Origin of the sequence: Haloarchaeobius marinus, from assembly GCF_051207415.1 — an archaeon.
Lineage (GTDB): Archaea > Halobacteriota > Halobacteria > Halobacteriales > Natrialbaceae > Haloarchaeobius.
Map to the genome: position 1 here is coordinate 20284 of NZ_JBPKGD010000007.1, position 21254 is coordinate 41537.

The following is a 21254-nucleotide window of genomic DNA, read 5'->3' on the forward strand; positions in this document are numbered from 1 at the left end:
CATGAATCGGCGACTGGCACTCGGCTTCGGTCTGCTCGTCCTCCTCGTCGCCAGCGCCGGCTGTCTCGGCTTCTTCGACGACAGCATCTCGGACGAGGCCCTCGACGAGGAGGCCACGTACGGCTGGGACGAGGTGCCGAACTGGACCGTCGAGAACGGCACGCCGACGCCCGTCGAGACGAACGAGACGACCGACGTGTTCGTCAACGTCACCGGGTCGTCGTACCACGCCGTCTACCACATCAACAACTCCTCCAGGGACGAGTTCGAGGTGTGGACGCGTGGCATCAGCAACGACAACCCCGTCGACATCTCGGCGCTCCGGTGGCGATACCCCAACGGGACGACCGTGAACGGGTCGGAACTGCAGGTCTACAAGACCAACTTCAGGACCCACATCGTCTTCCCGGACGTCGGCGACGGCGAGACCGTCAACGGGACGCTCGCGTTCACCGGTCCGACCGAACCGAAGACGTTCCGCCTCTGGAACCACATGGAGGGGTCCTACGAGGTCGTCCTCCCCGCCGGGTTCCGGACGGAGTTCTTCCTGTTCGGGCAGGTCGTCCCCGCGCCCGACGAGAAGTACGTCGACGACGACAATCGCGTCCACCTGCAGTGGGACGAGGTCACCTCGACCATCACGGTGAAGTACTACCTCGAACGCGATTACTACATCTTCACCGGCGCGTTCGCGCTGTTCTCGCTCGTCGCCATCGGCGGGACGGCCTACTACTGGTCCCGCATCCGCGAGTTGACCGAGTTACGCGAGGAACTCGGAACCGGCCCCGACGGCGGGAACGGACCGCCGGGCGAGGGCTAGGCGCTCGTTTTTTGTCCACGCCGACCCATGCTCGACACATGCGCGTAGCCGTCGTGACCGTGGGTGACGAACTCCTGAGTGGCGACACCGAGAACACGAACGCGACGTGGCTCTGCCGTCGACTCACGGACCGCGGTGCGACGGTCGAACGGGTCCTGACCGTCCCCGACCGGGTGGGAGACATCGCACAGGAGGTCAACGAGGCCCGGGCGGCCTACGACGCCGTCGTCGTCACCGGCGGACTGGGCCCCACGCACGACGACCTGACGATGGAAGGGGTCGCCGCGGCCGTCGGTCGGGCCGTCGAGGCAAACCCCGAAGCAGAGGCGTGGTTGACCGACCGCGGCGGCTACTCGGAGACGGACCTCGCACCTGGCACGACCCACCTGCCTGCCGGGTGTCGCGTCCTGCACAACGAGGTGGGCGTCGCGCCGGGGTGCGTCGTCGAGTCGGTCTACGTCCTCCCGGGCGTCCCGGAGGAGATGAAGGCCATGTTCGAACAGGTCGCACCCGAGTTCACCGGGACGGTCCGCCACGTCCGGGTCGTCGAGGTGGCCGAACCCGAGTCGTCGCTGGTCGGTCGGTTCGCGGACCTCCGGGAGCGCTACGACGTGACCGTCGGGAGCTATCCCGGGGAGACGGTCTCGGTGAAGATATCGGGACCCGACGAGGAGACGGTCGAGGAGGCGGCACGGTGGCTGGCAGACCGCGTCGAGTCCCCCCGCGAGCGCTAGGTCGACGGCTGCTCACATCGGCGTCGCCTCGAACCCGCGCTGGATGGTGAACGCACGTGCGTAGTCGGCCTCCGAGACGACGCCGACGACGCTATCTCCGTCGACGACGAGCGCGGTGGGCGACTTCGCCTGCCCGAGGTGGACCAGCGTGTCGAAGGCGTCGGCACTCGCGTCGACCCGGGGAACGTCCCGTAGCAGTGTCCCGACCGTCTTCGTCTCGCGCTCCTCGCGTTTCGTCTGCTTGAGGTCGTTCAGTGTGACGATACCGACTATCTCACCTATCCTGTCGGTCACCGGATAGACGGTCTGTCGCTCCCGGAGCATCCGGTCGCCGAACTCGGCCACCGTCGTGTCCGTCGAGACGGTGTGTGGGTCGGTGGTCATGATGTCGCCGACGGTGATGCCCTCGAGGAGTTCGTCCATGAGGACGGTCTTCGATTCCGTCGTGGCCGCACCGTAGATGAACACGGCCAGCAAGAGCAGGATGACGTTGAACCCGATGACCCCCAGTATGGCGAAGACGAGCGCGAAGACGACGCCGATCCGTGCCGCGATGCGAGTGGCGCTGGCGTACGGGCGCCGCCGGGCGAGCAGTGCCCGGAGGACGCGCCCGCCGTCCATCGGGAACGCGGGCAGGAGGTTGAACAGGGCGAGTATCACGTTCACTATCGCCAGCCACCCGAGGACGAACTGGACGACGGTGAGCGTCCCCGGCAGGACCAGCAACGCGGCCCAGCAGACGCCACCGACGAGGATGCTCGTGGTCGGACCCGCGATAGCGATCCAGAACTCGCGGTTCCACTCGCGGGGGAGCGAGGTGAACGCGGCGATGCCCCCGAGTATCCAGAGCGTAATCGACTCTATCTCCAGTCCGTAGCGACGTGCGACCCACGAGTGGCCGAGTTCGTGAATCGTGACGCTGACGAACAGGCCGACCGCGGCCAGGACGCCGATGACCCACGGGGTCAGACCGGCACGGAGTACGGCCCTGTCGAGGTCGACGCCGCTGAGTTGCTGGATCAGGTCGGCGTAGAGGGGAATCTGCTGTCCGCTCCCGATGAGCCACGCGAGTAGGGGAAGGAACACGACGAGCGAGACGCTGATGCGTATCGGAATCCCCCAGATGCTCGCGACCGTGAACTTTCGCATGGCTACTAGTTTCACGGAGAGCACCAAAAGTAGCCATGACGGAACGGCCGGTTCCGCCACCCACCTGGACCGACCGTCCGGCCCGTGACCCCGCGAGTCGGGTCGACCTATCTCGTGTAGATGTGGAGCAACCAGCCTGCGGTCAACAGGAGGCTGGCGACGAGGACGACCCAGCCGGTTCCCGGAAACGGAAGCGCGTTGCCGCTCTGAAGGACGAGACTCATGTCCCGCGCTTGCGCCCCCGGTAGCTTAAACGTTGACATCCTCCGGGCGACCTGCCGCCCGACCGCACTCTCGCTGTCGGGGGCGACCCGTCGCGGTCACGGAAACGGGTCCTTTTTCCTCGGGACAGTCCAAGAGCGGGTATGCGAATCGGGGTCGTCGTCAATCCCATCGCCGGTATGGGTGGTCGGGTCGGACTCAAAGGGACCGACGGGATGGTCGACGAGGCACGCGAACGGGGGGCCGAGCCACGGGCCCCGGACCGGGCGGCCGAGGCGCTTCGAGTCCTCGCTTCGGACGCCGTCGAGGACGTCGAACTGCTCGCCGCCGGTGGCGTGATGGGGGCCGACGAAGCCCGCGAGGCCGGGTTCGACCCGGTGGTCGTCACCACTCCAGGACCGGAGACGGCCGCCGCCGACACCCGGGAGGCCGTCACCGAGTTCGTCGAGCGCGGCGTCGACCTCGTCCTGTTCGTCGGCGGCGACGGAACCGCAGTCGACGTCGCGGAGACCGTCCAGTCGCTCGACCCGGACGTGCCGATTCTCGGCGTCCCGGCGGGCGTGAAGATTTACTCGTCCGTCTTCGGCGTGACGCCGGTCGACGCCGGTCACGTCGCCGCCACCTTCGACCACGTCGAGGACCGCGAGGTCAACGACATCGACGAGGCGGCCTACCGGGCGGGCGAGGTCAGGACCGAGTTGCACGCCGTCGTCTCCGTCCCGGTCGCCCCGACCGTCCAGTCCTCGAAGCAGGTCGGTGGCGGCACCGTCGAGTCGCTCGCCGAGGGGTTCGCCGAGGAGGTCGAACCGGGGACGACGTACGTCCTCGCCCCCGGCAGTACCGTCGGCGCGATAAAGCGCGCACTCGGGTTCGAACCGTCTCCTCTCGGGGTCGACGTCTGGCGCGACGGGGAGGTCGTCGTCGCGGACGCCTCCGAGGCGGAGATACTCGACGCGCTCGGCGACCGGAACGTCATCGTCGTCTCGCCCATCGGTGGACAGGGCTTCATCTTCGGTCGGGGGAACCACCAGATATCCCCCGAGGTAATCCGCCGTTCCGAGGTGGCGGTCGTCGCCTCGAAGCGGAAACTCGACGACATCGGCGTCCTCCGGGTCGACACCGACGACGAGTCGGTCGACGAATCCCTCCGTGGCTGGCAGAAGGTCCGGGTCGGGAAGTACGAACACCGCCTGCTGAAGGTCGTCTGACCGGGTACACAGCCGAAACCGCCCCAGTACAGGGAGATATTATTCAGTACTACCAGATATAACCCCAATACAGACAAATATAAGGTATCCCCATGGTTACTGAGGTGCATGGAAACGCGCAAGGTGCAACGGCTGGGTCCGTCCACGCTCGCGATGACGTTGCCGGCGGAGTGGGCGAAAGAGCAGAACGTGGAGAAGGGGGACGAAGTGTCGCTGCGCATGGGCGGCAAGGGAACGCTGACGGTCCTCCCCGAGTCAGCGAACACCGAGGAGTCCGAGGCCATCATCCACGCGGACAACCTGGACGCCGACGCCGTCGAACGCGCCATCGTCGCCCAGTACGTCCTCGGTCGACGGGTCATCCGCGTCGTCCACGAGGGCGGGACGCTCCCCTCCGAGCACATCAACGCCGTCTACAAGGCCGAGACTCAACTGATGGGTCTCGGCGTCATCGAGGAGACGCCGGAGAGCATCGCCATCCGCTGTTCGGTCGACCCCGAGGACTTCACGCTCGACAACCTGCTCGAACGGCTGGAGTCGACCGGGTCGACCATGCGCGGCGAGGCCATCAAGGCGCTCGCACACGGCAACCCCGACCTGGCACAGCGTGCGCTCAACCGGGAACGGCAGGCGAACAAGATATTCGTCCTCATGCTCCGACTCATCTTCACCGCCTACCAGAACCCCAACCTCGCCCGTGCGGTCGGACTGGAGGAGGGCTTCCCCCTCGTCGGCTACCGGTCCATCGCGAAGAACCTCGAACTCACCGCCGACAACGCGGAGGACATCGCCGACATCGTCCTCGAATCCGAGAACCACACGCTCAACGTCGACCAGGGGACGATGCGTCGCATCCGCGAGTTCACCGAGAAGGTCGACGAGATAACCGCACTGGCCGTCGAGGCCGCTGTCGAGCGGAACTACGACATGACCATCGAGGTCCGTCGCCTGTTCCACGAGATAAGCGACCGGGAGCGCGAGATACTCGACGACCTGCCCGAGATGGAGAACCAGGACCTCCTGCAGGTCCGTGAGGTCCTCGTCAGCCTGCAACAGACCGCCCAGTACGCGATGCGGAACGCCGAGATAGCGGTCAACCTGGCGCTCAACGAGGAGTCCGAGCACACGACGATAAACTGACGCCGCGGCCGCGACGGCCGGTCTCTCCTCTCGTTCTCGCCGCGTTCACGCCCGGTAGCGATGCCACTCGCGGTCGGGTGACGATGGACGGGTGCGACTCAGTCCGCGGTCGCCTCCGCCGAGCAGTCGCCGGGTGTCGGGTCCGCGTCCGTCTTCTCGACCGACAACGGACTCCGACTGACGATGTCACAGTCGAACGCTGGGTGTTCGGCGAAGTGACGCACGAGCATGTGTCGGCGCGACCCGGTGATACCGGTTCGACCGACGGCTTCGGCACCGAACTCGGGGGGCAGTCTGTCGTACAGCCGCCTGACCTCGGTGAAGCTGTCGAAGACCTTCGCGTTGCCCGTCGAGTCGGCGCCGCGCCGCGTCACCTCGTACGACCCGTCCTCGCGGTGGACGCCGGCCGTCCGGAAGAAGTCACGACGTTCGACCAGTGCGTCTCCGATCTCGGACTGCAGCGCGACCGCTTCGCGGCGCGTCAGGGTCCGTTCGGATTCACCGATAGAAACGACGATCGATTCGCAGTCTGATTCGACGGAAATCTCGTTACCGTCGGAGAACTCGACCAGGAGACTGGGTACTCCGTGTCATGTGACCGAAGGTGGGGCGGCCGATACAATAAACGTGTCGCCGGCGTCACGAATCGCCAGTACTCCGCCGTCGTCGCCCCCGAGGATTCCGTCGTCGCCGGTGGTCGTCGCTGCGTCGTCGGTGGTCGTCGCTGCGTCGTCGGTGGTCGGGGCGTCGGTTCCGGCGTCCGACCCGTCGGCAGTTCCGGCGTCGCCGTCACCGGCGGTTCCGTTCTTCGTGCCGAAGATGTCCGTCTCGATGGTTTCGGTGTAGGTGAACTGGTCGAGGGGAATCTGGAGGCTCGTCCCGGCGAGCTCGACCGTCGCGCCGAACTCGATGCGCAAGTCGGTCACCTGGTCGTTCTGGAGGTGGCTCACCCACCACTCGTCGAGGTTCGAGTTGTCGATGGTCGTCACCGTCCGGACGTGGGTCAGTTCCCCCGCCTCGAGGAGGTACCCCCTGTCGTTCGTCCCCTCCCCGACGGTGACGTCGTTCATGAACACCTGGTAGTCCAGTTGCGAGACCGGGATGTCGTAGGACTTCGGGTTGTAGACGTAGAAGTCGAGCACGATGGGTGTCGACTCGTTCGTCACCTCGCCCCACTGGGCGGCCGTCTCGTTGACGTACAGCACGGGGTCCGACACGAGTGGGCGACTCGCGTTCACCGGCCGGGTCTCGGTCGAGTTGAACGAGGAGAGGATGTCCGTCGAGATGGTACGCTCCTGGGGGACCGAGACCGACCGCCCGAGGAGTCCCGACTCGATGCTCGCGTCTATCTGCATCCGGGTCCGTTCGTCGTTCCGGACGTGGCTCGCCCACCACAGGGGTATCTTCTCGTTGTCGAGGTCGCTCCGTGCGTTCACCGTCGACACGCCCGGCCGCAGCGTCAGCGACCCCGTCTCACCGCTCGCCATGGTGATGTCGTTCAGCGACACCTCGTACTCCGCGGAGGCGTCGAGGAACCCGGTGTCGACCGGGTTCGGGTTGCGAACGTCGAGTTCCGTCTCGATGACGGTGGTCGACTGGTTGGTCGGCCCGAACCGGTTCGTCGTGTCTGTCACGGCGGGGACGCCGACGACGCCGAGGAGATACGCCGAGGCGACGAGGCCGGCCATCGAGACCGCCGCGACGCCGGTGATCCGCAGGTTGCTCCCGAACAGCACCGTCTTCGCCGTCTCGAACCACTCGTCCAGGGACCGGTCTGTACCGTCAGCCATGTCGGTGTAACGGAGCGGACGAGGGGTAATAAGTCCACGAGCCAAGTGCGTGGGTGCGCCGACGCCACCCGACCGCTCGTCGACGCGGGGAACCGCCGTCGACGGAGGCTTGAAAGAATTAAGACCCTGCCCCGGATAGTCGCGCACATGACCGAAACAACCAGTGGGTCGTCGGACAAGGCCATCGGACTCGCGGCCATCTTCGCCATCGCAACGGTCCTGAGCGCAGTCGCGCTGGCGGCGTTCGGCCTGCAGTACCTCGGTGGGAACTCGGGCGCACAGGCCGCAGGAAGCTTCGCGTTCGCCGGTGCCGTCGTCTTCGCCATGCTCGCCGTCTTCTCGCTGCAGTGGTTCGACCGGTAAGGCTCCTCCTACCGACGCGCCGTCGATAGACCGGAGTCGTCCGCCGGAGCGACAATCGTTATTAGCGTGAGACCCGTACTGTAGGGTAGACGATGAGCGACTACTCCGACGAGGAGCAACGGATACTCGCCTACCTCCGAGACAGCGTCTCGAAGGGCCAGCAGTACTTCCGAGCGAAGAACATCGCCGACGCGATCGACCTCTCGTCGAAGCAGGTCGGGTCGCGTCTCCCCGAACTCTCCGAGAAATCCGAAGAGGTCGACATCGAGAAGTGGGGACGGTCCCGCTCGACGACGTGGCGAGTGACGTTCAGCTAACCTCATTCCACTGCGTTTTTACGAGCATAGCACCCAGGTATCCCAATGACAGTCCGGGTCGAACGAACGTTCGAGTTCCCAGTCCCCCCCGAGCGCGTCTGGACGTTCATCGCGGACCCAGAACTCCGCGCCCGGCCGATAAGCGTGGTGGACCGGTTCGAACTCGCCGACGAGGAGGGCAGAACCGCGACGTGGCACGTCGAACTCCCGATTCCGGTGATCCGACGGACCATCGCCGTCCGAACCCGCGACGTCGAACGGCGCGAACCCGAGTACGTCCGCTTCGTCGGCCGGTCGAAGGTGATGACGGTCACCGGCGAACACGAGATAACGGAGACCGACGACGGCTGCGAACTCACGAACCGGTTCGTGGTCGACGGGAAACTACCAGGCGTCGAACGCTTCTTCAGGCGCCACCTCGACGACGAACTCGACAACATCGAACGAGCGCTTCGGGAGTACCTCGAACTACCGGCATGAGACTCGCACTGGCCCAGATACACGTCGAGGAGGGTGCGGTCGACCACAACGTCGACCGTGCCGTCGAAGCCGTCGAGACGGCCGCGGACCGGGGTGCCGACCTGGTCGCACTCCCCGAACTGTTCAACGTCGGGTACTTCGCGTTCGAGGTGTACCAGCGTGCCTCGGAGGGACTCGGCGGCGAGACGCTCACCAGACTCTCCGGGGCCGCCGCCGAGAACGACGTCGCCGTCCTCGCTGGGACCATCGTCGAGGACCTCGCGGTGACCCGGGAGGCGGGTGACCTGCCGGCGCCCGCCGGCGAAGGACTGGCGAACACGGCCGTCCTCTTCGACGCCGACGGCGAGCGTCGACTGGTCTACCGGAAACACCACCTGTTCGGCTACGACTCCGCCGAATCGGAACTGCTCGTGCCCGGTGAGCGACTCCCGGTCGTCGAACTCGGCGGCTTCACCGTCGCCGTAACGACGTGTTACGACCTGCGCTTCCCCGAACTCTACCGGACGTTCCAGGAGGCGGGCGCGACGATGGTCCTCGTCCCCAGCGCGTGGCCGTACCCCCGCGTCGAACACTGGAAGACGCTCCCGCGTGCGCGGGCCATCGAGAACCTCTCCTACGTGGCGACCATCAACGGGAGCGGCGAGTTCGAGGGGACGACGTTGCTCGGCCGGTCCACCGTCTTCGACCCGTGGGGGACGCCCGTGGCGACGACCGACGACCGACCGGACCTCGTGTTCGCCGACGTCGACCCAGCGGAGGTAGAGCGCGTCAGGGAGGAGTTCCCCGCGCTGAGAGACCGGCGGTAAGCGTACCTTTCCGAAGCCGCGGCCTTTATCAGTGAGCACGACTAACCGGGTAATGCCGGTAAGACGCTTTTCACGTCGACTCCGGCATAGCGCCCGTCGCACCTACGCCCGCGCCCACAACTCCGTTCCGTGGGGCTACCTAGGAGCCTAGCACGGAACGGACATCTCGCCTCTACCTTGCCCGAAGCGGCGCAACCGTCGCTTCACACCGGAACGCTCGTTCGCGACCGGCCCGCACTCCTGTCCCTCGCGGGCCGCCTCGCGGCGGTCGCTCACGGTTCTACGAGGGCACTACCCGTACTCGAGACGGTATCCGAAGAAAGACGATAGCGTCGACCGTGCGGTTCGCTCCTCAGTCGTCGCCGGACGTCTTGATGTCGGCGCTCAGGCCCTGGGCCATCTCGATCTCCTTCGAGTTGTTGAGGGTCCACGCCGTGCGCTCGGTGACGGCCTCGATGACCTCGCGTGCCGACGGGTAACCGTTCCCGGACTTCTTGATGCCGCCGAAGGGCAACTGGACCTCGGCACCGATACAGGGCAGGTTACCGTAGGCGAGGCCGACCTCGGCGTTGTCCCGGTAGTAGTTTATCTGCCGGTAGTTCTCGGAGATGATGGCGCCGGCGAGGCCGTACGGCGTGTCGTTGTGGATGTCGACGGCCTCCTCGATGTCGCCCGAGTACTTCAGCAGGGCGACGTGGGGGCCGAAGCACTCCTCCTTGATGCAGCGCAGTTCGGTGTCGTAGTCGATCTCGTAGACGAAGGGGCCGACCCAGTGGCCGTCCTCGTGGCCCGCCGGAATCTCGTCGTCGTCGAGTTCGAACCGGTCGACGAGGACGGTCGCGCCCTCGTCGCGGGCGAGTTCGTTGTGGCGACGAATCTTCTCGACGTGGTCGGGCTCGATGGCCGGGCCCATGAAGGTGTTCTCGTCGAGGGGGTCGCCGACGGAGATGTCCTCGACCACGTCGACGAAGCGCTCCTTGAACTCGTCGTAGACGTCCTCGTGGACGATGAGGCGCTCGGAGGAGACACAGCGCTGGCCGGTCGTCTTGAAGCTCGACATCACGGCGGAGTGGACGGCGACGTCGAGGTCCGCCTCCTCGGTGATGACGATGCCGTTCTTCCCACCCATCTCGCAGGCGGCGAGTTTGCCGGGCGTACCGCCGACCTTGCTCGCGACCTCGTGGCCGACCTCGGCGCTCCCGGTGAACAGCACGGTGTCGGTGCGGTCGTCCTCGACGAGTTCCGCGCCGGCGTCGCCGAAGCCCTGCACCAGGTTGAACACGCCGTCCGGGATGCCGGCGTCGACGAACATCTCGGCGATGATCTGGGCACACCACGGCGTCTGCTCGGCCGGCTTGAAGACGACGGTGTTGCCCTCGACGAGCGCGACGGCCATGTGCCAGAACGGGATGGCGACCGGGAAGTTCCACGGGGTGATGCAACCAACGACACCGCGGGGCTTGCGGCGCATGTAGGCGTCCTTGCTCGGAATCTCGGAGGGGACCACGTCGCCCTTCGGGTGCCGTGCGTCGCCGGCGGCCCACTCGACCATGTGTGCGGCCTCGACCACGTCGGCCTTGCCCTCGCTTATCTCCTTGCCGCACTCCTTCGTGACGACCTCGCCGAGTTCGTCGGTGCGCTCGCGGAGTTCGTGGTAGATGTCCCAGAGGTACTCCGCGCGGTCGATGTGGGACATGTCCTGCCACATCTCGGCCGCCTCGTCGGCGGCTTCGAGTGCGTCGCGTACGTCCGCCGGTGTGCCACGCTGGAACGTCCCGAGCGTCTCGCCCGTCGCCGGGTTCTCGCTGTCGAACGTCTCGTCTCCGTGCCCGTCGGTCCACTCGCCTGCGATGTAGTGCTGGTAGGTATCGGTGGCCTGCTGACTCATGCTAGTTCAGGCAAAAATTTCGCAAGCACCGGTCAAAAAGCCTGCTATGTGTCGGTCTACGCTGTCGGGGAACGGCGGTACCGGTCGTTCCGTGTTCCCGACACAGGGTACCCCGTCCTCCGGCCCCGTCGACCCGCAGAGCTGTCTGTACGAGGGGTCGTTCAGCCGGTAGCTTTCTCCAGTTCGCCCCGGACCTGCACCGTGTCGAAGTCGTGGTCGGGGCGGATGTTCACGAAGTCGAGGAACGAGAGCGCCCCCAGCAGGTCGGCCGCCGGGTAGACCCCGGACGCGGCCTCGACCGCCGTCCGGGCACCGACGACCGGTTCGAGCACCGCCAGTGCACAGGCGAGGTCGTACGCGCGGGCGGCCGCCAGCCTCCCCGGTCGGACCGCGGTCGCGTCGATGAAGTACGGGTCCCCGTCGACGACGAGGACGTTCTCCTCCCGGAGGTCGCCGTGGGCGAGTCCGTTCTCGTGGAGGGTGAACAGCATCTCGAACAGCGTCGGTGCGAGCGCCGTCGTCTCGTCGACGTCGAGTTCGGAGAGCGTCCGGAACTCCGGCAGGTACTCCACGACGAGCACGCCGAGGCCGTCCACCTCGAACGCCTCGACGGGTTCCGGCGCGTTCACGCCGATCTCGCGCATCCGTCGGGTGGCTTCGAGTTCGTGTGCGACCATGTCCCCGGGGCTCCCGATGGGGTCGAAGAAGCCGGCCTTGCCTGACGAGACCGCCCCGACGTTCCGGCCCGCCGTGAACACGGCGTGGACGAACGCGTTCTGGGGCGAGACGACCTTCACGAACCAGCGCTCGTCGACGACGCACGGCGTCGAGAGCCAGTTGTCGGCGTCTAGGAACTCTATCCGGACGGCGTCCGTCCCGGTCCGTCGCGCCAGCTCACGACCGACGCGTTCGAGTCGTGGCCACGGTACCGTCCCGCGGACCCAGTTCCGGACAGGCACACGGCCCCAGACGAGACGGACCGGCAAAACTCTTGTCGGGGACAACCCGACGCCCGTGGCCACCCGGTACGGAGGGTCGCCGTTCGGCCCGGCACCAGCGCGCTCTTCGAGAATTTTATTGTCGCCCTCGGCAAGGTTTGCGTATGGACTTCACGCTGCCCGACGAGCACCGGATGATACAGGAGGAGGTGCGTCGGTTCTGCGACGAGGAGATAGAACCCATCGCACAGGAGATAGAGAACGAGCACCGCTTCCCCGAGGAGATATTCGACCAGCTCGCCGAGCTGGACGTGATGGGCGTCCCCATCTCCGAGGAGTACGGCGGTCTGGGCGGCGACACGCTCATGTACGCCGTCGTCGCGGAGGAACTCGGCCGAGTATCCGGGTCTATCGCACTCTCGTACGTCGCACACACCTCGCTGGCGTCGAAACCCATCGAGCTGTTCGGGACGGACGAACAGAAGGAACGGTGGCTCACCCCCCTCGCCTCAGGCGAGTACCTCGGCGGCTGGGCGCTGACCGAACCGGGCAGCGGCTCCGACGCCTCGGACATGGACACCGTCGCCGAGAAGGACGGCGACGAGTGGGTCATCGACGGCACCAAGCAGTTCATCACGAACGCGAGCGAGGCGGGCAGCGTCCTCGTCAAGGCGGTCACGAGTCCTGGCGAGGGCTACGACGGCATCTCGACGTTCATCGTCGACCCCGAGGCGGACGACGGGTTCGAGGTCACGACCCTCTGGGACAAGATGGGCCTCAACGCGTCGCCGACCTGTGAGATAAAACTGGACGACGTCCGCGTCCCCGAGGACCGACTCCTCGGCGACGAGGGCGACGGCTGGGACCAGACGAAGAAGACCCTCGACGGCGGTCGCATCTCCATCGCCGCAATCTCGACCGGACTGGCCCAGGGCGCGTACGAGGCCGCGAGGGAGTACAGCAAGGAGCGCGAGCAGTTCGGCCAGCCCATCTCGAAGTTCGACGCCATCCGCGACAAGGTCGTCGACATGGAGCGCCAGGTCGAACGCGCCCGCCTGCTCACCCACAAGTCCGCGTGGCAGTACGACCAGGGCCAGAGCGTCACCAAGTCCTCCTCGCTGGCGAAACTCGACGCCTCCGAGGCGGCCCGCAAGGTCGCGGAGGACGCGGTGCAGGTGCTCGGCGGCTACGGGTACACGGAGGACTTCTCGCCACAGCGCTTCTACCGCGACGCGAAGCTGATGGAGATCGGCGAGGGGACGTCCGAGATTCAGCACCTCGTCATCGGCCGCGAACTCGGCCTGTAGTCAGAACCCGCGCCGTTCGTGCTCGTCACCGCCACCGAGCCGTTCTTTCGCCCGTTCGACGTTCGCCCGGAGCGCGAACACCATCCCGACCAGCAGCACGACGCCGATCGCGACGCCGAGCTCGTAGAACCCCTCCGCGCGCAGCCACGGGAACACCATCAGCCCGTAGCCGAACAGGACGACGACGTAGACGTTGTTGTACTCCTTGAAGAACCCAGTGAGCGAGTCCGTGAACGACCGGTCGGAGTCTGGCATCCGTTGACAGTATCCGGTCGTGAGGCAAGAATCCTCCGGAGCCAACTCGGCCGACGACGCGGTCGACGAGGTACGCGAACTGGAGGAGACGACCACGGGCCTGACGAGTCCGAGCGACAGGTCGTCGCGACACCGACGCCCCGGCCGCCACAAAGTTCTCCGTGCCAGCCCGAGGACCGTCCACCATGGACGACCTCGTCGTCAGGCGGTTCGCCGCCCCCGACACCGACCCCGTCTGGCGCGTCCACGACCGGGCGCTCCGCGCGTCCGCGATGGACTACGACCCCGAGTACAACCGGTACCTCCGCCACGTCGAACGCGAGTTCTTCGAGCCGGGCGGCTGGTTCACCGTCGTCGAGGCAGGGGCCGCCGACGTGACGACGACCACGCGCGACCACGTTGACGAACCGGCGGTCGTCGGCATCGGAGGGTTCCAGCCGTTCGCGTACGTGCACGAGGAGTCAGCGGACCCGCCGTCGTGGCTCCCCGCGACCGTGGACGAGACGTGTCGCATCCGGAGCGTCGCGGTCGTGCCCGACCTGCAGGGCGAGGGGGTCGGCACCGGGCTGCTGGGCCGGCTGGAGGCCCGCGCCGCCGAACGTGGGTTCGACTACGCCGTGCTCCGGACCGACACGTCGATGGTCCAGGCGTGTCGGTTCTACGAGCGCCGCGGCTACGCAGCACTGGCGGAGACTGACGACGAACGCTGGTACGGAAAACAGGTTACCTGACGCGGGGTCGGCCGAGCCTCAGGGCCAGTTGCCGGCGTCCTCGAAGGCACCGACGACCCGCTGGATGGCGTTGACGTAGCAGGCCGTCCGCAGGTTCGGGGTGTCGTAGGACTCGTGAGCGTCGGTCATGCGGTCGAAGGCGTCGACAACGATGGTCTCCAGTTCGTCGTTGACGCGCTCCTCGGACCAGTAGAACCGCTGTCGGTTCTGGACCCACTCGAAGTACGAGACGGTGACGCCGCCGGCGTTGGCGAGGATGTCCGGTACGACGGTCACGTCCGACTCGGTGAGTACGTCGTCCGCGTCGGGCGTGAGCGGTCCGTTGGCGGCCTCGACGATGACGTCCGCCTGGACGTCCCCGGCGATGTCCCCGTCGATGGCGTTCTCCAGTGCCGCCGGGACGAGGAGGTCGACGTCCATCGTCAGGAGGTCCCGGTTCGAGAACTCCTCGTCAGCGTCCTCGTACCCGGTCACGGACCCCGTCTCGCGCTTGAAGTCCTTGACCGCAACCGGGTCGAACCCGTCGGCCCGGTGGATGGCGCCGGAGGAGTCGGAGACGGCGACGACGTCTGCACCGAGTTCGTCGATGAGTCTCGCCGCGACCCACCCGGCGTTCCCGTAGCCCTGGACGGCGACGGTGGCACCGGAGATGTCGCGCCCGAGGTAGTCGAACACCTCGCGTGCGGCGAGCATCGTGGAGCGACCGGTCGCCTCGACGCGTCCCTCGCTCCCGCCGGACTCGATGGCCTTGCCCGTGACGACGCCGGGTTCGGTCTTGTTCTCCAGCGTCTCGTAGGTGTCCTTGATCCAGTTCATCTCGCGCTGGCCGGTGTTCACGTCGGGCGCGGGGATGTCCCTGTCCTCGCCGACGAACGGGCGGAGTTCCTTCGCGAACGAGCGGGTGAGGCGTTCGAGTTCGCCCTCCGAGTGTTCGGACGGGTCGACGACGATGCCACCCTTCCCGCCGCCGTAGGGGATGCCGACGGTGGCGCACTTGTAGACCATCCAGCCGGAGAGTGCCTTCACCTCGTCGCGGGTCACGCCCGGGTGGTACCGGATGCCCCCCTTGTACGGGCCGCGGTCGCCGTTGAACTGCGACCGGAAGGCCTTGAATCGGCCGATGCTCCCGTCGTCCATGTCGATGGTGAGGTTCGTCTCGAGGACGCGCTCGGGGTGTTTGAGTCGGTCGAGCACGTCGTCGCCGACGTCGAGGTACGCGGCCGCGTCGTCGATCTGCTCCTGGAGACTCTCGAACGGGTTTGCCTCGTCTGTCATCAGTCCAAAATCACAGAGATGGAGGTTAAGCGTGGCGGTGTTATAAGACAACCGTACGATACAATCCGAACTAAGGTCCTTATACCTCGTCGGCCGCGCGTGCGCGTTCGAGGACCAGTTCGGCCTGTGCGACGAGGGGCGCGTCTATCATCTCTCCGTCGACCTGGAACACGCCCCGACCCTCGGCGTCTGCCTCCCGTTTCGCGTCGAGGACCGCCTCGGCCCACTCGACCTGCTCGGGGCCCGGTGTGAACGCGTCGTTGATGACCGGGACCTGCGACGGGTGGATGGCCATCTTGCCGTCGTAGCCCAGCTGGATGGCGAACTCGGTCTCGTCAGCCAGGCCATCGGAATCGGAGAAGTCGGTGAAGACGGTGTCGACGGCGTCGACGTCGGCGGCGGCCGCGGCGAGGACGACGTGTTCGCGCGCGTAGAGCACTTCGGTTCCCTCGCTCGTCCGTGTGGCACCGACGTCCGCCGAGAGGTCCTCGGCGCCGAAGACCAGCGCGTCCGTCGCGTCCGCGGCGGCGACGGACTCGGCGTGCAGGACGCCGGCAGCGCTCTCGACCAGCGCGAGCACGGGGGGTGTCTCGTCGGGTACCAGGCCGTCGAGGGCGTCCACGTCGTCGCCACGGGCACACTTCGGGAGCATGAGCGCGTCGGGGCGAGACTCGGCGTCCCCGAAAAGCGCCTCGACGTCCGTCTCGGCCCCGCTACCGATTGGGTTCACGCGGATGCACACCTCGCAGTCGGGGTCGAACTCCGGGTCCGAGAGGACGGTCCGAACCGCCTTCCGGGCCTCGCCCTTCCGGGCCGGTGCGACGGCGTCCTCCAGGTCGAAGACCACGGTGTCCGCCCCCGTCCCCGGGGCCTTGCGCATGAGTTCCGGCCGGTCACCCGGGGAGAACAGCACGCTTCGTCTGAGCATGTTCGTGGAGACGGCCGTCGGGGTGTTGAATCCTGCCGTCTCAGGCGACCCAGCGGAGCCACCGACCGTGCGATTCGTACCGGGCGACGGTGGTCGGGGTCGGCCCGTCGCTGCTCACGTGGGCGTGGTCGAGCGAGAGGGCGGGGTCGCCCTCGTCCTCGACGGCGTCGTTCCCGGACACCCAGTGCAGGTCCCGGTCGGTCGACAGGTCGGCGAGCAACTCCCGATACCGGGTCCGTTCCGTCTCGGTCAACTGGTAGCGCACCTGCGTGTCGTAGACGCAGACGGCGTGGTCGGCCGGCAGGGCGTCGACGACGGTCGGGAGCACGTCCAGCGCGTCCCCGGCGACGAGTCGTGGCGGGTCCGACCGGGCGACGGTCAGGGCGGCCTCCAGTCTGTCGTGGCGGGCCGTGTGTTCCGGCCAGACGAGGGCCCGGAGCCAGTTCACGTCCGACGCGTCGGTCACGTCGAGCGGGTTCACGTCGATTCCGACGCGCGACCCGACGGCGGGCGGGTCTGCCGGGTGCGGCGGGTCACCACCCCGGAGGCGACACTCGAGGTGGACCGGCGAGTCCGCGGCACCGACGTCCACGACGCCGTCCGGCGTCCCGTAGCTGTAGCGGTACCGGTCGAACAGCAGGTTGAGACCGGCACTCGCCCCCACCTCGACGAACGAGACTGGCCCGTCGACCGACCCGGTGACGCGGGCGAACGCGGGATAGAGCACGGAACAGCGACCGACCGCGTTCGTCTGGGTGCGTCGGGTTGCGACGAGGTTCCGGATTCGCGCCTCGTGTGCGAGGACGAAGTCCCGGAACGCCGGCACGGGGTCTCGTTCCGCCGGGTCGTACGGCGCGTCGGCGGCCACGCCGTCGTCGCCATCGACGCCGACGACGCTCGGGTAGAACTCACGCAGTTCGTGGGACGAACCGTCGAGCAAGAGCGCGTGGACCGCCGCGAACAGGTTGTTCGGGGCTGGCTGGTCGTCGGCGACGGCGTCCGCGACGGCGAGGAGGTCGTCGTCGCCGGCGACCCCACGGGACAGGCGGGCGTACAGGGGCGACGTGTCGTCGCACCAGCGGGCGAAGTCGTGGAAGTCCGAGGCGGTGGTCACGGCGGGGGTTGGCGCAGCGTCGACTTAGCTTCTGGTGGCCGGTCGCGTCGGACGGCCGGACCTACGGCCAGAGGCCGCGGGAATCGTGGGCGTCGGCGACCCGCGAGAGCGCGACCGCGTAGGTGGCGTCGCGCCACGCCAGGTCGCGTTCGTCGACCTGCTCGCGGACGGCGTCCCACGCCTTCAGCATCTCCGTCCGGAGTTCCTCGTGGACCCGTTCGAGCGACCACTGGCGGCGGTTGATGTCCTGCAACCACTCGAAGTACGAGACGGTGACGCCGCCGGCGTTGGCGAGGATGTCCGGCACGACCGGGACGTCGCGCTCCTGGAATATCTCGTCGGCGGCGGACGTCGTCGGGCCGTTCGCACCCTCGACGACCATGCTCGCCTGCACGTCGTCGGCGTTGTCGGCGGTCAGGACGTTGCCGACGGCGGCGGGGATGAGCACGTCCACGTCGAGTTCGAGCAGTTCCTCGTTGGTGATGCTGTGGGGCGCGTCGTAGCCTGACACCATGCCGGGGCGCGCGTCGTGGTCCTCGACGTCCTGCGTGTCGAGTCCCGTCGGGTCGAAGATAGCGCCGTCGACGTCCGAGACGGCGACGACCGTCGCGCCGAGGTCGTCGAGGTACCGGGCGGCGTACGCACCGACGGACCCGAAGCCCTGCACGGCGACGGTGGTCTCGTTCACGTCCCAGTCGTAGTAGTCGATGGCCTGCTCGGCGATGATGCCGACCGACCGGCCGGGGGACTCCTCGCGGCCGTACGATCCGCCGATGACCGGCGGCTTGCCGGTGACGACGCCGGGCGTCGTCTCGCCCTCCTGCATCGAGTAGGCGTCCATGAACCACGCCATCTCCTGTGGGCCGGTGCCCATGTCCGGCGCGGGGATGTCGTGTTTGGGACCGATGACGTCGCGCAGTTCCTCGGCGAACCGCCGCGTCAGCCGTTCCTTCTCGTCGGTGCTGAGTTCCTTCGGGTCGACGACGATGCCGCCCTTGCCGCCACCGAACGGGAGGTCCATGACCGCACACTTCCAGGTCATCCACATCGACAGGCCGATGCACTCCTCCTCCGTCACGCCGGGGTGAAAGCGCAGGCCGCCCTTGAACGGCCCCCGGACGCTGTCGTGCTGGGCGCGATAGCCCGTGAACACCTCGATGGTCCCGTCGTCACGCTTCAGCGGGATGGAGACGCGCTGGACGCGCTCGGGGTGGTTCAGTCGCTCTATGGTCCCGTCGTCGACGTCGACGATGGACGCGGCCCGTTCTAGCTGGCGGCGGGCCGTCTCGAGTGCGCTCTCCTCGTGCTGTGCTCCCTCGTCGTCGTGTGTCGGTTTTGCAGTTCCCATGACTGGCGACTCCCGCCGGTGCGTGCGTCGAACGTCGGGTCCACCGGCCACGGGACCCGGCGGTCCCGTGGCTGTGCGAGACGTTGGCATGGCACCTGGCGAAACGCGACCGGCAGCGAGAAATCCCACGCGACGGCGGGCTGCCGGGGCATCTACCCCCCGTTTCCCGGTCGAGAAGTTAAATAAAACGATTTGGGTTGGCGCAGAAGTTACGGAGCGTCCGGGTCGCGTCCGACGACCGGCCGGGCGCGTCGTCGTGGTTCGGGACGGAGGTGGCGAAAGCACATCGACTAATACGCCCGCCCGTGTCGATTCGCCCATGGCCGGACGCTACTACGAGGAGTTCGAGGTCGGGGAGACCATCGAACACGAGCGTCGACGCACCATCTCCGAGAGCGACAACCAGCGCTTCTGTGACATGACTATGAACCAGCAACCGCTCCACCTCGACGAGGACTTCGCCGCGGACACCCAGTTCGGCGAGCGTCTCGTCAACGGCATCTACACGATGGCGCTCGCGGTGGGCGTCTCCATCCCGGAGACCACGGACGGCACCATCGTCGCCAACCTCTCGTACGACGACGTCGAACACCCGAACCCGGTGTTCCACGGCGACACCATCCGCGTCCAGTCGACCGTGACCGACAAACGCGAGACCAGCGACGGGGACCGTGGCGTCGTCACCATGCACGTGGAGGCGTTCAAACTGCCGGCGCACGACGAGGAACGGGAGACGCTCGTCTGCGAGTTCGACCGGACCGTGCTGTCGCTGAAGCGCGAGACCGCCGAGTGACTCCGGCGACGCCTCTATAGCCACCCCTCACGGCGGAAGTAGACGATCATCACGCCGGCGATGGCGCCCATGCCGAGCACGACGGCGTGGTAGGCGTACGACCACCCGAGTTCGGGCATCCGTTCGAAGTTCATCCCGTAGATGCCGGCGACGAGGGTGAGCGGGAGGACGATGGTGGCGACGACGGTCAGCGTCTTCATCACCTCGTTCGTGGACATCGACAGCGAGTTGAGGTAGATGTCCCGCGCGCCGGTGACGAGGTCGCGGTACGTCTCGACGAGTTCGACGAGCTGGACGAGGTGGTCGTACACGTCTCGGAAGTACTTCTCGTGGCGTTCCTCGACGAACTCGAGGTCGCCACGCGCGAGGACGCTGACGGCGTCCCGGGTGGGCCAGAGCAGTCGGCGGACCGAGAGCAGGTCGCGCCTGAGGTCGTTGATCTTCGAGAGCACGTCGATGTCGGTGGCGCCGACGACCTCGTCTTCCACGGCTTCGATGTCGGTCTCGATTTCGTCGAGGACGATGAAGTAGTCGTCGACGACCGCGTCGACGATGCGATAGGCGGTGAAGTCCGGGCCGCGCCCGAGCAATCGGCGCTCCCCGCGGGCGACCGCGTCCCAGACGAGGCCGACGGCGTGCAGGGAGGTCATCGAGATGGTCACCAGCCAGTCCGGTCCGACGAACAACCCGACCACGTCCGACTTGACCTCCTCTTCGAAGGTGATGTCGCCGTCCCGGAGGGTGGCACTCTTGAGCAGGACGAACAGGTGGTCCTCGAACACCTCGACCTTCGGACGGACGTCGCTGCGGATGTCCTCGAGTTCGAGTTCGTGGAGGCCGAACGTCTCGGCGACGTCGACGACCTCGTCGCGGGTCGGTTCGGAGACGCGGACCCACGTCGTCCCGGGGGCGGACTTCGCGCGGGACGGGTCGTCGTATCCCTCGACGCCCTCCGCATCGAACACCTGGGCCTGGACGGTCACCGTCCCACACCTCCCGCGCCGACGGCCATGGTCGTCAGCCCGAGCATGACGCTCACCAGCGAGAGTTCCCGCCCCGGGTAGGCGACGACCACGCCGGCGACGTAGCCGGCCAGTCCGGCCACGGTCAGCACCAGCCCGGAGACGAACGTGCGGTTCATGCTCGTTGCTGTTCCGGACGGAGCAAAAACGTTCGCCAGCGCGAACCGGGAGAGCGAAGGTGCCGGCGGCCCGACTCCCGGGCATGCACGCGCTACAGCGGCTGGTCGACCGAACGCACAGCCCGGCCGGCGGCCGGTGGCGACTAGTCGGGACGGACCTGCTCGTCATCTCGTTGCTCCTCGTCGCTGGCGAACTCCGACACGACGTGAACCCGGTGACGGAACCGCTGGCAGTGGTCGAGACGGCGGTGCCCTTCCTGTTCGGCTGGTTCGTCGTCGCCACACTGGTCGGCGCCTACAGCGACCGGGCGCTCGGGAACCGCGTCTGGTCCGTCCGACTGGCGGTCGGCGGCTGGTTCGGTGCGGTCGCCATCGGTGCCATCCTCCGTGGGTCGCCCTACTTCGCGGGCGGGATTCCGTGGACGTTCCTGGCCGTGATGGCAGCCTTCGGGACGGTGACGCTGGCCGTCGCCCGGACCGCCTTCGTCACGTTCCTCGCGGACTAGG

24 protein-coding genes are annotated in these 21254 nt (G+C 67.2%); 12 read left to right on the forward strand and 12 right to left on the reverse strand.

All coding sequences use genetic code 11. From position 1 onward, the window contains the following. Position 1 precedes the first annotated feature (1 nt). On the forward strand, positions 2 to 820 hold the full coding sequence (locus ACSC1W_RS19285; RefSeq protein WP_435349327.1) for a DUF5803 family protein: 819 nt from the start codon (positions 2 to 4) through the stop codon (positions 818 to 820). A gap of 38 nt (positions 821 to 858) precedes the next feature. Next, positions 859 to 1554: a competence/damage-inducible protein A gene (locus ACSC1W_RS19290; RefSeq protein WP_435349328.1), complete on the forward strand. Its 696-nt coding sequence runs from the start codon at positions 859 to 861 to the stop codon at positions 1552 to 1554. Between the two features lie 12 nt (positions 1555 to 1566). On the opposite strand, the gene ACSC1W_RS19295 is transcribed toward ACSC1W_RS19290, so the two are convergent. After that, complete coding sequence (locus ACSC1W_RS19295; protein ID WP_435349329.1) at positions 1567 to 2703, reverse strand: site-2 protease family protein; 1137 nt, start codon at positions 2701 to 2703, stop codon at positions 1567 to 1569. A 365-nt stretch (positions 2704 to 3068) separates the two neighbouring features. On the opposite strand from ACSC1W_RS19295, the gene ACSC1W_RS19300 reads away from it, so the two are divergent. Both ACSC1W_RS19300 and ACSC1W_RS19305 read left to right on the forward strand, forming a co-directional pair. Continuing rightward, positions 3069 to 4133, forward strand: a complete 1065-nt coding sequence (locus tag ACSC1W_RS19300; RefSeq protein WP_435349331.1) for an ATP-NAD kinase family protein — start codon at positions 3069 to 3071, stop codon at positions 4131 to 4133. A 108-nt stretch (positions 4134 to 4241) separates the two neighbouring features. Next, positions 4242 to 5273 (forward strand): PhoU domain-containing protein, encoded by a 1032-nt coding sequence (locus ACSC1W_RS19305; RefSeq protein WP_435349332.1) that lies wholly within the window; start codon positions 4242 to 4244, stop codon positions 5271 to 5273. Positions 5274 to 5371: 98 nt separating this feature from the next. Here the strand turns inward: ACSC1W_RS19305 and ACSC1W_RS19310 are convergent, their stop codons facing one another. Both ACSC1W_RS19310 and ACSC1W_RS19315 read right to left on the reverse strand, forming a co-directional pair. Continuing rightward, positions 5372 to 5818, reverse strand: coding sequence for a DUF7528 family protein (locus ACSC1W_RS19310; RefSeq protein WP_435349536.1), 447 nt, complete (start codon positions 5816 to 5818; stop codon positions 5372 to 5374). A gap of 45 nt (positions 5819 to 5863) precedes the next feature. After that, positions 5864 to 7063 (reverse strand): LEA/WHy family protein, encoded by a 1200-nt coding sequence (locus tag ACSC1W_RS19315; RefSeq protein ID WP_435349334.1) that lies wholly within the window; start codon positions 7061 to 7063, stop codon positions 5864 to 5866. Positions 7064 to 7210: 147 nt separating this feature from the next. Here ACSC1W_RS19315 and ACSC1W_RS19320 point away from each other — a divergent pair, with 147 nt between their 5' ends. The 4 genes from ACSC1W_RS19320 (at position 7211) to ACSC1W_RS19335 (ending at position 9029) form a co-directional block, all read left to right on the forward strand. Continuing rightward, the gene (locus ACSC1W_RS19320) at positions 7211 to 7426 is read left to right on the forward strand and encodes a DUF7525 family protein (RefSeq protein ID WP_435349336.1); all 216 of its coding nucleotides are present in this window, start codon (positions 7211 to 7213) and stop codon (positions 7424 to 7426) included. A gap of 92 nt (positions 7427 to 7518) precedes the next feature. Continuing rightward, positions 7519 to 7743, forward strand: a complete 225-nt coding sequence (locus ACSC1W_RS19325; protein ID WP_435349338.1) for a DUF7123 family protein — start codon at positions 7519 to 7521, stop codon at positions 7741 to 7743. Between the two features lie 45 nt (positions 7744 to 7788). Next, the gene (locus ACSC1W_RS19330) at positions 7789 to 8223 is read left to right on the forward strand and encodes an SRPBCC family protein (RefSeq protein WP_435349340.1); all 435 of its coding nucleotides are present in this window, start codon (positions 7789 to 7791) and stop codon (positions 8221 to 8223) included. Beyond that, a complete protein-coding gene (locus ACSC1W_RS19335) occupies positions 8220 to 9029 on the forward strand; it encodes a carbon-nitrogen family hydrolase (RefSeq protein WP_435349342.1) in 810 nt (269 codons plus the stop codon). Before ACSC1W_RS19330 ends, ACSC1W_RS19335 begins: the two co-directional genes overlap by 4 nt. A gap of 352 nt (positions 9030 to 9381) precedes the next feature. On the opposite strand, the gene ACSC1W_RS19340 is transcribed toward ACSC1W_RS19335, so the two are convergent. Beyond that, positions 9382 to 10917 carry an aldehyde dehydrogenase family protein gene (locus tag ACSC1W_RS19340; protein ID WP_435349344.1) on the reverse strand — a complete coding sequence of 512 codons (1536 nt, stop codon included), beginning with the start codon at positions 10915 to 10917 and terminating at the stop codon, positions 9382 to 9384. A gap of 161 nt (positions 10918 to 11078) precedes the next feature. Next, a complete protein-coding gene (locus tag ACSC1W_RS19345; protein ID WP_435349345.1) occupies positions 11079 to 11876 on the reverse strand; it encodes an RIO1 family regulatory kinase/ATPase domain-containing protein in 798 nt (265 codons plus the stop codon). Between the two features lie 143 nt (positions 11877 to 12019). On the opposite strand from ACSC1W_RS19345, the gene ACSC1W_RS19350 reads away from it, so the two are divergent. Beyond that, positions 12020 to 13162: an acyl-CoA dehydrogenase family protein gene (locus tag ACSC1W_RS19350; protein WP_435349347.1), complete on the forward strand. Its 1143-nt coding sequence runs from the start codon at positions 12020 to 12022 to the stop codon at positions 13160 to 13162. Here ACSC1W_RS19350 and ACSC1W_RS19355 read toward each other — a convergent pair whose 3' ends face one another. Then, entirely contained in the window at positions 13163 to 13417 is a 255-nt protein-coding gene (locus tag ACSC1W_RS19355) for a hypothetical protein (RefSeq protein ID WP_435349350.1), read from the reverse strand. It abuts the gene before it with no gap. Positions 13418 to 13602: 185 nt separating this feature from the next. On the opposite strand from ACSC1W_RS19355, the gene ACSC1W_RS19360 reads away from it, so the two are divergent. After that, on the forward strand, positions 13603 to 14148 hold the full coding sequence (locus tag ACSC1W_RS19360) for a GNAT family N-acetyltransferase (RefSeq protein ID WP_435349351.1): 546 nt from the start codon (positions 13603 to 13605) through the stop codon (positions 14146 to 14148). Between the two features lie 18 nt (positions 14149 to 14166). Here ACSC1W_RS19360 and ACSC1W_RS19365 read toward each other — a convergent pair whose 3' ends face one another. The 4 genes from ACSC1W_RS19365 to gdhB all read right to left on the reverse strand — a co-directional run bounded on the left by ACSC1W_RS19365 (position 14167) and on the right by gdhB (position 18813). Beyond that, the gene (locus ACSC1W_RS19365) at positions 14167 to 15423 is read right to left on the reverse strand and encodes a Glu/Leu/Phe/Val family dehydrogenase (protein ID WP_435349353.1); all 1257 of its coding nucleotides are present in this window, start codon (positions 15421 to 15423) and stop codon (positions 14167 to 14169) included. Positions 15424 to 15502: 79 nt separating this feature from the next. Further along, a complete protein-coding gene (locus tag ACSC1W_RS19370) occupies positions 15503 to 16351 on the reverse strand; it encodes an HpcH/HpaI aldolase/citrate lyase family protein (RefSeq protein WP_435349355.1) in 849 nt (282 codons plus the stop codon). 40 nt (positions 16352 to 16391) lie between these two features. Then, positions 16392 to 17465: a DUF2332 domain-containing protein gene (locus ACSC1W_RS19375; RefSeq protein ID WP_435349356.1), complete on the reverse strand. Its 1074-nt coding sequence runs from the start codon at positions 17463 to 17465 to the stop codon at positions 16392 to 16394. A gap of 61 nt (positions 17466 to 17526) precedes the next feature. Then, the gene (gdhB, locus tag ACSC1W_RS19380) at positions 17527 to 18813 is read right to left on the reverse strand and encodes a glutamate dehydrogenase GdhB (protein WP_435349358.1); all 1287 of its coding nucleotides are present in this window, start codon (positions 18811 to 18813) and stop codon (positions 17527 to 17529) included. An 88-nt stretch (positions 18814 to 18901) separates the two neighbouring features. On the opposite strand from gdhB, the gene ACSC1W_RS19385 reads away from it, so the two are divergent. Further along, on the forward strand, positions 18902 to 19606 hold the full coding sequence (locus tag ACSC1W_RS19385; protein WP_435349359.1) for a MaoC family dehydratase: 705 nt from the start codon (positions 18902 to 18904) through the stop codon (positions 19604 to 19606). A gap of 14 nt (positions 19607 to 19620) precedes the next feature. On the opposite strand, the gene corA is transcribed toward ACSC1W_RS19385, so the two are convergent. Both corA and ACSC1W_RS19395 read right to left on the reverse strand, forming a co-directional pair. Then, positions 19621 to 20589, reverse strand: coding sequence for a magnesium/cobalt transporter CorA (gene corA / locus ACSC1W_RS19390; RefSeq protein ID WP_435349361.1), 969 nt, complete (start codon positions 20587 to 20589; stop codon positions 19621 to 19623). Then, positions 20586 to 20747, reverse strand: coding sequence for a hypothetical protein (locus ACSC1W_RS19395; protein ID WP_435349363.1), 162 nt, complete (start codon positions 20745 to 20747; stop codon positions 20586 to 20588). Before ACSC1W_RS19395 ends, corA begins: the two co-directional genes overlap by 4 nt. Positions 20748 to 20830: 83 nt before the next feature. Between ACSC1W_RS19395 and ACSC1W_RS19400 the strand changes: the two genes are divergently transcribed. Then, complete coding sequence (locus ACSC1W_RS19400; RefSeq protein ID WP_435349364.1) at positions 20831 to 21253, forward strand: DUF3054 domain-containing protein; 423 nt, start codon at positions 20831 to 20833, stop codon at positions 21251 to 21253. Position 21254: the final 1 nt, after the last annotated feature.

Coding starts and splice junctions, on each gene's coding strand:
- ACSC1W_RS19285 (WP_435349327.1), top strand. CDS start 2: ATGAATCGGCGACTGGCACTCGGCTTCGGTCTGCTCGTCCTCCTCGTC.
- ACSC1W_RS19290 (WP_435349328.1), top strand. CDS start 859: ATGCGCGTAGCCGTCGTGACCGTGGGTGACGAACTCCTGAGTGGCGAC.
- ACSC1W_RS19295 (WP_435349329.1), bottom strand. CDS start 2,703: ATGCGAAAGTTCACGGTCGCGAGCATCTGGGGGATTCCGATACGCATC.
- ACSC1W_RS19300 (WP_435349331.1), top strand. CDS start 3,069: ATGCGAATCGGGGTCGTCGTCAATCCCATCGCCGGTATGGGTGGTCGG.
- ACSC1W_RS19305 (WP_435349332.1), top strand. CDS start 4,242: ATGGAAACGCGCAAGGTGCAACGGCTGGGTCCGTCCACGCTCGCGATG.
- ACSC1W_RS19315 (WP_435349334.1), bottom strand. CDS start 7,063: ATGGCTGACGGTACAGACCGGTCCCTGGACGAGTGGTTCGAGACGGCG.
- ACSC1W_RS19320 (WP_435349336.1), top strand. CDS start 7,211: ATGACCGAAACAACCAGTGGGTCGTCGGACAAGGCCATCGGACTCGCG.
- ACSC1W_RS19325 (WP_435349338.1), top strand. CDS start 7,519: ATGAGCGACTACTCCGACGAGGAGCAACGGATACTCGCCTACCTCCGA.
- ACSC1W_RS19330 (WP_435349340.1), top strand. CDS start 7,789: ATGACAGTCCGGGTCGAACGAACGTTCGAGTTCCCAGTCCCCCCCGAG.
- ACSC1W_RS19335 (WP_435349342.1), top strand. CDS start 8,220: ATGAGACTCGCACTGGCCCAGATACACGTCGAGGAGGGTGCGGTCGAC.
- ACSC1W_RS19340 (WP_435349344.1), bottom strand. CDS start 10,917: ATGAGTCAGCAGGCCACCGATACCTACCAGCACTACATCGCAGGCGAG.
- ACSC1W_RS19350 (WP_435349347.1), top strand. CDS start 12,020: ATGGACTTCACGCTGCCCGACGAGCACCGGATGATACAGGAGGAGGTG.
- ACSC1W_RS19355 (WP_435349350.1), bottom strand. CDS start 13,417: ATGCCAGACTCCGACCGGTCGTTCACGGACTCGCTCACTGGGTTCTTC.
- ACSC1W_RS19360 (WP_435349351.1), top strand. CDS start 13,603: ATGGACGACCTCGTCGTCAGGCGGTTCGCCGCCCCCGACACCGACCCC.
- ACSC1W_RS19365 (WP_435349353.1), bottom strand. CDS start 15,423: ATGACAGACGAGGCAAACCCGTTCGAGAGTCTCCAGGAGCAGATCGAC.
- ACSC1W_RS19370 (WP_435349355.1), bottom strand. CDS start 16,351: ATGCTCAGACGAAGCGTGCTGTTCTCCCCGGGTGACCGGCCGGAACTC.
- gdhB (WP_435349358.1), bottom strand. CDS start 18,813: ATGGGAACTGCAAAACCGACACACGACGACGAGGGAGCACAGCACGAG.
- ACSC1W_RS19385 (WP_435349359.1), top strand. CDS start 18,902: ATGGCACCTGGCGAAACGCGACCGGCAGCGAGAAATCCCACGCGACGG.
- ACSC1W_RS19395 (WP_435349363.1), bottom strand. CDS start 20,747: ATGAACCGCACGTTCGTCTCCGGGCTGGTGCTGACCGTGGCCGGACTG.
- ACSC1W_RS19400 (WP_435349364.1), top strand. CDS start 20,831: ATGCACGCGCTACAGCGGCTGGTCGACCGAACGCACAGCCCGGCCGGC.